The 12,806-nt window shown below is 74.6% G+C and carries 11 protein-coding genes; 2 read left to right on the top strand and 9 right to left on the bottom strand.

All coding sequences use genetic code 11. The features are described 5' to 3' along the window. Positions 1-28: 28 nt before the first annotated feature. The 6 genes from AB0I11_RS23170 to AB0I11_RS23145 form a co-directional block, all read right to left on the bottom strand. Positions 29-676, bottom strand: coding sequence for a helix-turn-helix transcriptional regulator (locus tag AB0I11_RS23170; RefSeq protein ID WP_357324084.1), 648 nt, complete (start codon positions 674-676; stop codon positions 29-31). 1,123 nt (positions 677-1,799) lie between these two features. Continuing rightward, positions 1,800-2,783 carry a porphobilinogen synthase gene (gene hemB / locus AB0I11_RS23165; RefSeq protein ID WP_357324081.1) on the bottom strand — a complete coding sequence of 328 codons (984 nt, stop codon included), beginning with the start codon at positions 2,781-2,783 and terminating at the stop codon, positions 1,800-1,802. Positions 2,784-2,796: 13 nt separating this feature from the next. Next, positions 2,797-4,377, bottom strand: coding sequence for a uroporphyrinogen-III synthase (locus AB0I11_RS23160; RefSeq protein WP_357324078.1), 1,581 nt, complete (start codon positions 4,375-4,377; stop codon positions 2,797-2,799). Continuing rightward, entirely contained in the window at positions 4,374-5,342 is a 969-nt protein-coding gene (gene hemC, locus AB0I11_RS23155) for a hydroxymethylbilane synthase (protein WP_357324075.1), read from the bottom strand. Before hemC ends, AB0I11_RS23160 begins: the two co-directional genes overlap by 4 nt. Next, the gene (locus tag AB0I11_RS23150) at positions 5,339-6,712 is read right to left on the bottom strand and encodes a glutamyl-tRNA reductase (protein WP_357324072.1); all 1,374 of its coding nucleotides are present in this window, start codon (positions 6,710-6,712) and stop codon (positions 5,339-5,341) included. Before AB0I11_RS23150 ends, hemC begins: the two co-directional genes overlap by 4 nt. Beyond that, positions 6,709-7,479 (bottom strand): redox-sensing transcriptional repressor Rex, encoded by a 771-nt coding sequence (locus AB0I11_RS23145; RefSeq protein ID WP_357324069.1) that lies wholly within the window; start codon positions 7,477-7,479, stop codon positions 6,709-6,711. Before AB0I11_RS23145 ends, AB0I11_RS23150 begins: the two co-directional genes overlap by 4 nt. 389 nt (positions 7,480-7,868) lie before the next feature. Between AB0I11_RS23145 and AB0I11_RS23140 the strand changes: the two genes are divergently transcribed. Both AB0I11_RS23140 and AB0I11_RS23135 read left to right on the top strand, forming a co-directional pair. Continuing rightward, entirely contained in the window at positions 7,869-9,173 is a 1,305-nt protein-coding gene (locus AB0I11_RS23140; RefSeq protein ID WP_357324066.1) for a sensor histidine kinase, read from the top strand. A 74-nt stretch (positions 9,174-9,247) separates the two neighbouring features. Then, on the top strand, positions 9,248-9,907 hold the full coding sequence (locus tag AB0I11_RS23135; protein ID WP_357324232.1) for a response regulator transcription factor: 660 nt from the start codon (positions 9,248-9,250) through the stop codon (positions 9,905-9,907). Between the two features lie 30 nt (positions 9,908-9,937). Here the strand turns inward: AB0I11_RS23135 and AB0I11_RS23130 are convergent, their stop codons facing one another. The 3 genes from AB0I11_RS23130 to AB0I11_RS23120 are packed head-to-tail and all read right to left on the bottom strand — an operon-like array spanning position 9,938 to position 12,485. Further along, a complete protein-coding gene (locus tag AB0I11_RS23130) occupies positions 9,938-10,588 on the bottom strand; it encodes an HAD hydrolase-like protein (RefSeq protein WP_357324063.1) in 651 nt (216 codons plus the stop codon). A 21-nt stretch (positions 10,589-10,609) separates the two neighbouring features. Continuing rightward, positions 10,610-10,864, bottom strand: a complete 255-nt coding sequence (locus AB0I11_RS23125; RefSeq protein ID WP_357324060.1) for a glutaredoxin family protein — start codon at positions 10,862-10,864, stop codon at positions 10,610-10,612. Further along, on the bottom strand, positions 10,854-12,485 hold the full coding sequence (locus AB0I11_RS23120) for an AMP-binding protein (protein WP_357324057.1): 1,632 nt from the start codon (positions 12,483-12,485) through the stop codon (positions 10,854-10,856). Before AB0I11_RS23120 ends, AB0I11_RS23125 begins: the two co-directional genes overlap by 11 nt. Positions 12,486-12,806 lie beyond the last annotated feature (321 nt).

Here is a 12,806-nt window from a genome sequence, read left to right as displayed (position 1 = left end):
TCCACCGCGTATCGGCCCGCCGTCCGGCTCACCAGCCGGACGGCGGGCCGATCTCGTGGACCGCCCGCCGCGGCGTGGGAGGTCGCGGCGCCGCCCGGTACTTGGCCACCCGCACCTCCCACTGACTGAGGCGGCGCAGGGCGTCCCGGACCTCACGGTTGCGGTAGAACGTCTCCGGCGGTCGGGCGAGGCCGTACCGGTCGGCCCACCACTCCCCCGGCTCGGGATCGGTGATGACGTCGAGGTGGGACGGATACCGCCGCTCCGCCCCATCGCGAAGATCGGCACGGTCCCGCATCGGCTTGAGCACCCGACCCGACTCGTCGACCACGACGAGCCGGAGTCCGGCCGCTCCGATGATCCGGAGCAACATCGCGAGGCTCGGAGTGAGCGTGCCCGCCTCGATACGCCCGATGGTCGTCGGATGCACCTGGGCGAACCGCGCCAACTGCCGCTGGCTGGCGTCCGCCCGACGGCGCACCGCACGCACGATGCCGGCCGCCGGCCACGGCACGTCAAGTGGCTCGGTAAGCAACGCCACCGGCTCAACATGCTCGGCCGCCTCGGCGTGCCCGGCCGCCTCGGGCCCGTCGGGCGGCTCGGCCGGCTCGGGCGGCTCGGCCGGCTCGGGCGGCTCGGGCGGCTCGGGCGGCTCGGGCGGGCTGGCCCCGATCATCCCCAGCGCAAGCGGCCCGGAGGGCTCGGCCGGCTCCCGCGGCGTTGGTGGCTCCCATGGTTCGGCCGGCTCCAGCGGCTTTGGCGGTTCCCCTGGCTCCGGCGGCTCCAGCGGCCCGCCTGGCCACGGTGCAGGAGTGGCGACTTCGGTCACCCCGCCACGCTCCCGCCCCGGCCCCACCGACACAACCCCGCACTGCCAAGCTGTGGACAACCCCGGGTCTCCTGTGGAAATCCGACGAGCAACTGCGCCCGAGCGAAGCGATGCCGATCACCTACCGTGATGATGACGCAGCGTTACAGCGCGCGGCTCCCCGGCCTTCCGCGCCGCTACATCAATGCCTTAAACCGGGCAATCCATCCCGTGCGCAGACGGCATCCGACCCACCTCTTCCCGCCTTTGCTCTGCAGCCACCGACGCAGCAGTAACTGAGCGTCCACCGATGCGTGAATGGCTGCAGAGCAAAGGCAGCGAAGGAGGGTGGCCTGCGGGCTCAGGTTCGCTACAGGGAGTGATGGTGGGGCGGTATCGCAGGCGAGGTAGGCGAGGCGCCATCGCAGGGCCCACCGACGTCGCGAGACCTACCTGGCGGCGGCTGTTGGAGCGGGCGGCATCGTTGAGGTGCGTTCGCGTCGCCCTGTCAGCTCAACGGCGCTTTCCTCGGCCCCGGCCGGACCGGCGGCGCGACAACTGGACGACGGCAGAGGCGCACCGTTCGAGGACGTGAGACCCTGCCCGGTGGCACTCACGCGCCGGCGGCGCGTCGTGCGCATCGCTTCCCGGACTGCCGTGACCAGCGGGACTGGCATGGCGATGACCAGCGGGACTGGCATGGCGACCAGGGCCACCGCGGCGGGCAGGGTAGCCACGACGGGCAGGGCGGCTCAAGCCACGGGATCGGCACGGCGGCCGGGACCGGGCCGTCAGCGGCGGCGAGCCGACCGGCGGCCGGTCGCCCCGAATCAGGCCAGCGCGGGTCGCCCCGAATCAGGTCAGCGCCGGTCGCCCCGGATCAGGCCAGCGCGGGTGGCCCTCGACAAGCTGGCGCCGGTCGGGGTGGGTCAGGCCGGTGCCGGGCGACCGGACGAGGGGGTCGAGGCGGCGGGAGCTGGCCTCGCGGCGGTCAGTAGCGGGCGCGGAGCAGCTGGGCCGCCTCGACCGCCCAGTAGGTGAGGATGATCTGCGCGCCCGCCCGGCGGATCGAGGTGAGCGTCTCCAGCATCGTCCGCTCCCGGTCGATCCAGCCGTTCGCGGCGGCGGCCTCGACCATCGCGTACTCGCCGGAGACCTGGTAGGCGGCGACCGGGACGTCCACGGCGGCCCGGACCGCCGACACTACGTCGAGGTAGGGCAGCGCCGGCTTGACCATCACCATGTCGGCGCCCTCGGCCACGTCCAGCTCGACCTCGCGCAGCGACTCCCGCAGGTTCGCCGGGTCCTGTTGGTAGGTGCGCCGGTCACCCTCCAGCGCCGACTCCACCGCGTCCCGGAACGGGCCGTAGAAGGCGGACGCGTACTTCACGGCGTACGCGAGCACCGAGACGTCCTGATGGCCGGCGGCGTCCAGGGCCTGCCGCACCACGCCGACCTGGCCGTCCATCATCCCGGACGGCCCGACCACGTGGACCCCGGCGTCGGCCTGGGCGACCGCCATCTCGGCGTACGCGGCCAGGGTGGCGTCGTTGTCCACTCCGCCGTCGGGAGTGAGCAGGCCGCAGTGCCCGTGCGAGGTGAACTCGTCCAGGCAGAGGTCGCTCATCACCACCGTCGAGTCACCGACCTCGGAGATCACGTCCCGGATGGCGACGTTGAGGATGCCGGCCGGGTCGATGCCCCCGGAGCCGGTCTCGTCCCGCGCTGCCGGCACCCCGAAGAGCATGATGCCGCCCACGCCGGCCTGGACCGCCTCGACGGCGGCCTTGCGCAGCGAGTCCCGGGAGTGCTGGAGCACCCCCGGGAGCGACGCCACGGCGCGCGGCTCGGTCAGCCCTTCCTTGACGAACATCGGCACGACCAACTCGGCCGGGTCGACGCGGGTCTCGGAGACCAGCCGCCGCACGGCGGCGTTGCGACGCAGCCGGCGGGGCCGGATCTCGGGGTACGGCATGAGGAGCCTCCTGTCAGCGGAACCTCAGGGCGGTCGGCCCCTGCACCTTCGAACCGCGGCGCTGCTTGGCCGGCATGGCGGCCAGCTTCTCGCGCAGTTCGACGGCGTAGGCGGCGAGCGCCTCCACCAGGTCGGGCACCGAGGCGTGCGCCGGCTGGACGTCCACCCGCAGGCCGAACTCCGTCGCGGTCTCCGCCGTCTTGGGCCCAATGACCGCAACAACGGTACGCGCGTGCGGCTTCCCGGCGATGCCGACCAGGTTCCGGACCGTGGAGGACGAGGTGAAGAGCACCGCGTCGAACCCGCCGGACTTGATCGCGTCGCGGATCTCGGCCGGCGGCGGCGCGGCCCGGACGGTCCGGTACGCGGTCACGTCGTCGACCTCCCAGCCGCGCTCGGTGAGCCCGGCGGCGAGGGTCTCGGTGGCGATGTCGGCGCGCGGCAGCAGCACCCGGCCGACCGGGTCGAGGATCTCGTCGTGCGGCGAGAACTCGGCCAGCAGGCCCTCCGAGGACTGCTCGCCGGAGGGCACCAGCTCCGGCTGGATGCCGAAGGCGCGGACCGCGTCGGCGGTCGCCTCGCCGATACAGGCGATCTTGACGCCGCCGAAGTGGCGGGCGTCGAGGCCGTGCTCGGCGAACTTCTCCCAGACCGCCCGGACCGCGTTCACCGAGGTGAAGATCACCCAGGCGTACCGGCCGTCGACCAGGCCCTTGACCGCCCGCTCCATCTGGGCCGGGGTGCGCGGCGGCTCGACCGCGATGGTCGGCACCTCGCACGGGATCGCCCCGTACGCCCGCAGCCGCGCGCTCATCACGCCGGCCTGCTCCTTGGTCCGGGGGACCAGCACCTTCCAGCCGTACAGCGGGCGGTTCTCCCACCAGCTCAGCTTGTCCCGGTGGCCGACGCCCTCGCCGACGGTGAGCACCACCCGGCCGGTGAAGCCGAGCGCCGCCGCGACGAAGGAGTCCACGGTCGACGTGGTGGTGTACTGGGTCTCGCCGGTGCCGTCGCCGGTCACCCCGACACCGGTGGTGCCGTCCACCCCGGCGGCCAGCAGCCCGTCCCGGACGGCGGCCAGGTCGCCGGCGTCCACGGCCAGCGCCAACGAGCCCCGGTTGACGGCGGCGGCCAGCGCGTCGAAGTCCAGCGTGGTGACGTCCTCGACGTCGGCCGCGGTCCGTACGCCCGGCAGCGGCACGCCCGCGTAGGTGGCCACCCCCTCGGCCTGGCCGATGCCCGGCACCACCTCGAAGTGGGCGGCGGTACGCGCGACCGCCTGCACCTCCTTGACCACCGAGTCGTGGCCGAACGGGTCCCCGGCGACCAGGTGCACCGCGTTCTGCCCGGCGCGGGCCGCGGAGATCAGCACCTTCGCCACGTCCCCCGGTACGCCCTCGGCCGGGCTGAACTCGGCGTCGGACCGGGCCTGGCCGCGGACGTGCTCGAGCAGCGACTCGGGGACTCCCCGGTCGTAGACCACGTGGTCGGCGTCGACCAGGGCGTCCAGCGCCCGGCGGGTCAGCAGGCCCGGGTCGCCGGGTCCGGCCCCGACGAACGCGATCCGGCCTACGGGCTTACGGGTGCGGGTCATTCTGTGCTCCCAAATTGCTGGGTCCCCGGGCCGGCGTGTCCTTCTTGGCCGAGGATCGAGTCGGCGCCGAGTTCGAGGAGTTCGGCGGCGAGCGCCTTGCCGATCTCCGCCGCGTCGGCGGGCGTTCCGGTGCGGGACAGCCGGAGGTCACGGGTACCGTCCGGGCTGATCACCGCCCCGCGCAGGTAGATCTCTTCACCGGCCTCCCCCTCGGCGAGTTCGCCGTAGGCGGCGACGGGCGCGCTGCACCCGGCCTCCAGGGTGGCCAGCAGGGCCCGCTCCGCGACGACCGCGGCGCGGGACGGTGCGTGGTCGAGCATCGCGAGCAGCTCGACCAGGTCGTGGTCGTCGACCCGGCACTCCACCGCGAGCGCGCCCTGGGCGGGGGCCGGCAGCATCAGCATCGGGTCGAGCGTCTCGGTGATCACGTCGGTCCGGCCGATCCGGGCCAGCCCGGCCCGGGCCAGGACGATGGCGTCGAGGTCGGCGTCCGGGCCGAGCACCCGGCCGAGCCGGGTGTCGATGTTGCCGCGGATCGGGGTGACCTCGAGCTGCAGCCCGAGCGCGTGCAGCTGGGCGATGCGGCGCAGCGCGCCGGTGCCGACCCGCGCGCCGGGCGGCAGCTCGGCGAGGGTACGGCCGTCCCGCGCGACGAGCGCGTCCCGGGGGTCCTGCCGGGCCGGCACCGCGGCGATGTGCAGCCCGGGGGCCGCCGCGGTGGGCAGGTCCTTGTACGAGTGGACGGCGAAGTCGATGGTGCCGGCGGTCAGCGCGTCGCGCAGGGCGGAGACGAAGACGCCGACGCCGAGCCGGTGCACCGGGGCGGTGGAGCGGTCCCCGGCGGTCACCACCTCGACCAGTTCGACCTCGCGGCCGGTGGCCTCGGTGAGGGCCGCGGCCACCTGGCCGGACTGGGCCATCGCCAGGGTGCTGCCCCGGGTGCCGAGGCGCAGGGGGGCGGTCATCGCGCACCTCCGGTGGGCGGGACGTCGACGGCGTCGAACGACGGGCGACCGTCGTTGTCGGACGCCACCACGTCGGGGACGGTGTCGACCGGGGAGGTCTGTGGCACCTCGAGGTCGAACAGCTCGCGGAGCAGGGCCGCGTACTGGTCGCCGCCCGGCTCGGCGGCGAGTTGGCGGACCCGGACGGTCGGCTGGTGCAGCAGCCGCTGCACCACCCGGTGCACGGTGCGGGCGACGTCGGCGCGCTGGTCGTCGCTGAGGTCGGGGCGGCGTTGGGCGAGCCGGCGCAGCTCGGTGCTGACCACGTCCTCGGCGCGCCCGCGCAGGGCGGCCACGGTGGGTGCCACGTCGGCGCCGCGCAGCCAGCTGAGGAACGCCTCGACCTCGGTGGCGACGATCCGGGCCACCTCGGCGGCGTCGGCGGCGGCCGGGCCGTCGGCGAGGATCGTCGCCATCCGGTCGATGTCGATCACCTCGACGCCGGGCAGCGCGGCGACGCCCTCCGCCACGTCGCGCGGCACGGCCAGGTCGAGCAGGACCAGCGGGCCGCGCTCGGCGTCCCGCCGGGCCGACGCCCGGCTCACCACGTCGAGGGTGAGTACCGCCTCGGTGGCGGCGGTGGCGGCCACCACCACGTCGACCGTGGCGAGGGCGTCGACCAGCTCGGCCATCGGCACGGCGTGCGCGCCGTACGACTCGGCCAGCCGGACGGCTCGCTGGGCACCCCGGTTGGTCACGGTGAGCGGCCCGGCGCCCAGCCGGGAGAGGGTGGCCACGCTCAGCGAGCCCATCGCGCCGGCGCCGACGACCATGGCGGGCCGACCGGCCAGGTCCCCGTCGAGCAGCCCGGCAGCCAGGTCGAGGGCGGCGGTGACCACGCTCTGACCGGCCCGGTCGATGTTGGTTTCGGCGTGTGCCCGCTTGCCGACCCGCAGCGCCTGCTGCATCAGCTCGTGCAGCAGCCGGCCGGCGGAGTCGGCGCCGGAGGCGGAGTGGTAGGCGTCCCGGAGCTGGCCGAGGATCTGCGCTTCGCCGACCACCATCGAGTCCAGCCCGGCGGAGACCCGGAAGACGTGGTCGACGGCGGCGGCGTCGTAGTGCACGTAGAGGTGGTTGGCCAGGGCCGCCGGCGGGCAGCCGGCGTGCTCGGCCAGGACGGCGCAGATGTCGCCGAGGCCGCCGTGGAAACCGGACACGGCGGCGTACACCTCCACCCGGTTGCAGGTGGAGACGAGCACCGCCTCGCTGACGTACGGCTGGGCGACCAGGCGGTCCAGGGTGCGGGTGAGGTCCGCGGGCGGGACCGCCAGCCGCTCCAGGGTGGCGACCGGGGCGGTGCGGTAGGACGCGCCGACGACGAGCAGTTTCACGTGCCGATCGCCTCCTGGTTGTCGGTGACCGCGAGGCCGCCGGGCAGGGCGGTGAGGGCGGATCCGCCGGTGGCGGGAAGCGCGGTCAGCGATGCCTTGCGGTGCTCGTGGAAGGACAGGATCTGCAGCTCGATCGCGAGGTCGACCTTGCGCACGTCGACCCCCTCCGGAACCGAGAGTACGCACGGCGCGAAGTTGAGGATGCTGGTCACGCCGACGGCGACGAGTTGGTCGGCGACGCCCTGGGCGGCCAGCGCCGGGGTGGCGATCACGCCGATCGAGATCGACTCCTCGACGGCGACCCGGGGCAGCTCGTCGACGTGCCGGACGACCAGGCCGTTGATCTCCTCGCCGACCCGCGACGGGTCCGCGTCGAAGAGCGCGGCGATCCGGAAGCCGCGGCTGGCGAAGCCGTCGTAGCCGGCCAGGGCGTGACCGAGGTTACCCACGCCGACCAGTGCGACGGCCCGGCACTGGGTGAGCCCGAGCACCGACTCGATCTGGTCGATCAGCAGCGCGACGTCGTAGCCGACCCCGCGGGTGCCGTACGAGCCGAGGTGCGAGAGGTCCTTGCGGAGTTTGGCGGAGTTGACCCCGGCGGAGTTGGCCAGGCCCTCGCTGGAGACCGTCTCGTGTCCGGCGTCGGCGAGCGCGTGCAGGGCACGGAGGTATTCCGGGAGCCGGGCCACGGTCGCCTCGGGCAGGTCCGGGAGCGCCGGTACGGCACCGGCGCGGCCGGGCGCGCCTGGGTGACGGTGCTGACTCATGAGACTCCGTGCGGTGCGATCCTCGACCAGCGACGGTGGCCGGCCGTTCCGGGACTCCCGCTGGCGACCGATGTTGCTGGCTGTGCTAGCAGGGCGCGTCGGGACTACAGAGTAGGCGCTTGTGAAGAGGTGCACAAATCGCGATCTTGCGGACCGGCGACGCGCCTCCACCTGCACCTCCACTCCGACAAGATCGACAACCGCGCTTCCTCGGCGTCGCGTGGCGATTATTGCTCAATCCCGACTTCTCTGACCAATCGCACGTACCTCGTGGCGCTGTGTCACCGGCGCGGCGAGGCGCGTCTCACTCCGGGGTAGGGAGAACCCCACCCCGGAAAGGGCGGCCCGCGGGATGGGTGAGCCGAGGTCGCGGACCATAGCCTCGGGTCATGACCGCCGTCCCGCTGGCCACCGCGCCCGCACCCACCACCCCCGCCCGGGGCCTCGTCCGGCAGCTCCTGCGCGACTCCGGCTACGTCGTGTTCGGCCTGCCCCTGGCGCTGGTCGGGTTCGTGCTGGCCATCGCCGGCATCGCCCTCACCGCCGCCCTGCTGGTCACCACGCTCGGCCTGCCGGTCCTCGCCGGCACCCTGTACGCCGCCCGCGCGCTGGCCGACCTGGAGCGGCTGCGACTGCCCGCCGTGCTCCGCCAGCCCCGGGTCCGCCCGGTCTACCTGGCCCCCGAGCCGCGCTCCGGCTACTGGCGTCGGGTCCTCACCCCGATGCGGGACCCGCAGTCCTGGCTCGACCTGCTGCACGCCTTCATCAAGCTGGTGGTGACGCTCCCCACGTTCGTGCTGGTGCTGGTCTGGTGGGCGCTGGCCGTCACCGGCACCCTCTACGGCGCGTACGACTGGGCGATCCCGCGCGGCCCCGGCGACCAGGACCTGAGCCAGCTCCTCGGGATGGGCGACGGGACCGGGGCGCGGGTCGCCCTGAACACCTCGATCGGGTTGTTCGCCCTGCTCACCCTGCCACTGGTGGCCCGGGCCTGCGCCCGGATCCAGGGCGGCCTGGCCCGCTCGCTGCTGACCGGGGTGGCCGAGATGCGCCAGCGCATCACCACCCTGGAGGACCAGAAGCGCGCCGCCGTGTCCGCCGAGGCGTCCGCCCTGCGCCGGCTGGAGCGCGACATCCACGACGGCCCGCAGCAGCGCCTGGTCCGCCTCGCCATGGACCTCAGCCGGGCCCGCCAGCAGCTCGCCGCCGACCCGGAGGCCGCCGGGCGCACCCTGGACGAGGCGGTCGCGCAGACCCGGGAGACCCTCGACGAGCTGCGGGCCCTGTCCCGGGGCATCGCGCCGCCGATCCTGGTCGACCGGGGCCTGCCCAGCGCGCTGGCCGCCCTCGCCGCCCGCGCCCTGGTCCCCACCGAGCTGCTGGTCGACGACGAGTTGGGCACCGCCGCCGGGCGGCTCGAGCCGGCGCTGGAGAGCACCGCGTACTTCGTCGTGGCCGAGGCGCTGACCAACGTGGCCAAGCACAGCCGGGCCGCCGCCTGCCGGGTCGAGGTGACCCGCAAGGTCGGCCGGCTGGAGATCACCGTGGCCGACGACGGGGTCGGCGGCGCCCATCTGGCCAAGGGGCACGGGCTGACCGGCATCGCCGACCGGGTCCGCGCCGTCGGCGGGACCCTGGAGGTGGACAGCCCGGCCGGCGGCCCGACCCGGATCCACGCGGAACTCCCCCGGTGACACCGCCCCCGGACGGCGCCCCGGAACGACTGCGGGACGCGCTGTGGGTGCAGGACGTGGTAGACACCGGACCCATGCGGATGGTGATCGCGGACGACGCCGTACTGCTCCGGGAGGGGCTGATCCGGCTGCTGACCGAGTCGGGGCACGAGGTGGTGGCCGCCGTCGGTGACGGGGACGCCCTGGTCGAGGCGGTCGTCGCGCACCGACCGGACATCTCGGTGGTGGACGTGCGGATGCCGCCCTCGCACACCGACGAGGGGCTGCGGGCGGCGGTGGAGGCCCGCCGGCGGGTGCCGCGTACGCCGGTCCTGGTGCTCTCCCAGTACGTCGAGGTGTCGTACGCCGATGACCTGCTGGCCACCGCCGGCGGGGCCGGCGGGGGCGGGATCGGCTACCTGCTCAAGGACCGGGTGGCCGCGATCGACGAGTTCCTGGACGCGCTGAACCGGGTGGCCGCCGGCGGCACGGTGCTCGACCCGGAGGTGATCGGCCAGTTGCTGGTCCGCCGGCGGCGCGACGACCCGCTGGCCGCGCTCACCCCGCGCGAGCGGGAGGTGCTGGCGCTGATGGCCGAGGGCCGCTCGAACACCGCCATCGCCCGGGCCCTGGTGGTCAGCGACGGCGCGGTCGAGAAGCACGTCCGCAACATCTTCACCAAGCTCGACCTTCCTGCCGACGCCACCACCCACCACCGCCGCGTCCTGGCCGTGCTGACCCACCTGCGCGCCTGACCTGCGGGCGGGGCCCGGGAGGGACGGGGGTCAGGGGAGGGTGTGGGCGAGGGTCACGGCCTGGGTGAGGGTGTCGGCGGTGGGGTGGCTGGAGGCGCGGAGCAGGGCCGGGTCGGAGAGGCCGCCGGTGTAGAGGACGCAGCGGGCCCCCACCGAGGCGGCCGCGTCGGCGTCGTCCAGCGAGTCACCGATCAGCACCACGTCGTGGCCGGCCAGCCCCAGCTCGGCCAGGTGCTTCTCCAGCCACCCGGCCTTGTGCCCGCCGCCGACCGTGTCCCGCAGCCCGTCCACCCGGGCGAAGTGCGGGGTCAGCCCGTACGTGTGCACGGTGGGCACCAGCTCGTCGTGGAACCACATCGACAGCAGCGACTGGCTGCCCGGCCAGGCGGCGATCGCGTCGGCCGCGTCGGCCGCCAGCGCGCAGCTGGTCAGCCCGGCCCGGTACGCCTCGTGGAAGATCCGGTCCAGCTCGCCGAACGCCGCGTCGTCGATCACCCGCCCCAGCATCTCGGCGTAGTAGTCGGCGATCGGCCGGCGGAACCGCTGCCGGTGCTCCTCGGCGCTGACCGCCGGGCCGCCGGCGCTGGCGAACGCCGTGTTGGTGGCGCGTACCACCAGGTCGAGGTCGTCGAGAAGGGTGCCGTTCCAGTCCCACACCAGGTGGCGCCGTGCGGTGGTCATCGCTGCACTGTAAGGGGCCGCTCAGAGCTGTGGGGTGGTGAGGTCCCCCAGCAGGCGCTCCTCCTCGACCCGCCAGTAGCCGTGCTCCTTGCCGTCCAGCAGCACCACCGGCAGCCGGTCGCCGTACTCGCGCTCCAGTTCGATGTCGTCGGTGACGTCCTTTTCGACCCAGCGGTCGCCGGTCACCGCCACCACCCGGTCCAGTGCCGCCCGGGCGTCCTCGCAGAGGTGGCAGCCAGGCCGGGTGATCAGGGTCAGCCGGGCGTCAGTGGACATCGGGTACCTCCGTGCTTATCTCGGTCCGCGGGGCCGGGGACGGCACCGCGGTCGCCGGGCGGAGCTCGGTCTTGCGTACCTTGCCGATCGCCGAGTGGGGCAGCTGGTCGACGAACTCGACGGCGGTCGGGCACTTGAACCGGGCCAGGTTGCGCGCGCAGTGGCCGAGCAGTTCCTCCTCGGTCACGGTCGAGCCGGCCGCCCGCACCACGTACGCCCGGACAGTCTCGCCGGTCCGCGGGTGCGGCACCCCCAGGACGGCCGACTCGGCCACCCCGGGATGCGCCTCGAGCACCAGCTCCACCTCGTGCGGGTAGACGTTGAAGCCGTTCACCAGGATCAGCTCGCCGAGCCGGTCGACCAGGTAGAGGTCGCCGTCGGCGTCGGCGTACGCGATGTCGCCGGTGGCCCACCAGCCGTCGGCGTCCGGCCCGTCCCGCCCGTCCGGCCAGTAGCCGGCGAAGAGGTTGTCGCCGCGGACCACGATCTGCCCCGGGTCGCTGCCGGACGGGTCGTCGGCCAGGTGCAGCTCGTCGGCGTCCTCCTCGGCCACCGGCACGCCGTCGCGCCACAGGTCCGCGCCGTCCGCGCCGACCAGGCGCAGTTCGACCCCGGGCAGCGGCCGGCCGATCGAGCCGGGCCGGGGTTCCCCGTCGACGAGGGTGGAGGTGAGCACCGGCGCGGTCTCGGTGAGGCCGTACCCGACGTGCACCGGATGCCCGGTGACCTCGGTGAAGCGGCCCGCGACGGCCGGCGGCAGCGGCGCGGCGCCGCAGACGGCGACCCGGACCGAGGCCAGCGCCGCCGCTCCGGCGCGGTCCGCGTCGGCCCAGGTCAGAAACATCGACGGTACGCCGACCAGCACGCTGACCCGGTGCCGGGCGATCTCGGCGAGCGCCCCGGTCGAGCCGAGTTCGTCGACCAGCACCCCGGTGGCGCCGTGGTGCACGACGGCGCCGAGCCCGGAGTTCAGCCCGTACGCGTGGAACAGCGGCAGGGCGAGCAGCACGGTGTCGTCGGGGCCGACCACCGGCGGGGTGATCCGGCCGACCTGCTCGTGGTTGGCGGCCAGGGCGCGGTGCGACAGCATCGCGCCCTTGGGCCGGCCCTCGGTGCCGGAGGTGTAGAGCAGGACGGCGAGGTCGTCGCCGGCCCGGGCGGGGAACTCCGCGGGGTCGTCGGCACCGTCGGTGGTCGGCGGGACGGTGTGCACGGCGGCCAGCGCCGGCAGCTCGCCGACCGGCACCCGGTCCCGGACGTCGGCGGCGCAGACCAGCACGGCGGCGCCCGAGTCGGTCAGCACGTGCCGCAGCTCCCGGCTGGTGAAGCCGGGGTTCACCGGCACCGCCACCAGGCCGGCGCGGAGCGCCGCGAGGTAGCTGACCACGAAGTCGGGGGTGTTGCCGAGGGCGATGGCCACCCGGGGCGGGTGGGCGTCCCGGGGGGACGGTGGGGCCGCGAGGGTCAGCGCGCGGGCGGTGGCGGTGACCGCCGCGTCCAGTTCGGACCAGCTCAGCGTCCGGTCACGCCAGTGCAGCGCGGCGCGGTCGCCGTCGGTGGCGGCCGTCCGGTGGAGCCGGTCGGCGAGGTTCGGCGCGGAGCTGTCGGCTGCGTCCTGCACGATGGCTGAGTCTGGCACAGCCGGGCCCGGCCGGCCACGGCCGACGGGTGGCACGAGGGCCGGCTCGCCGGGTTCCGGACCGGGGGATCCGCGCCTCGCACCGGTGCGGTCGGCGGACGGCCGAGCGTCCCCCCGACGGGACTCGGCGACGGGGTCGACAGGATTACCGCGCGCGGGAACGAACCCCGGTTCAGCCGGCGGGCGCGCGTTCCGGGCGCGCCGGACCGGTGTCCCGGCAGGACCGCCGCGACACGCCGAGCGACGCGAGAAGTTGGCTCCGACCTGGACTTTCCACTCCGGACCAGGTTCCGGCCGGAAAGT

It is taken from the genome of Micromonospora sp. NPDC050495 (assembly GCF_040655175.1).
Taxonomy (GTDB): Bacteria; Actinomycetota; Actinomycetes; order Mycobacteriales; family Micromonosporaceae; genus Micromonospora.
The sequence above is the reverse complement of the archived record's forward strand: the minus strand, read 5'-3'. Positions and strand labels throughout refer to the sequence as shown.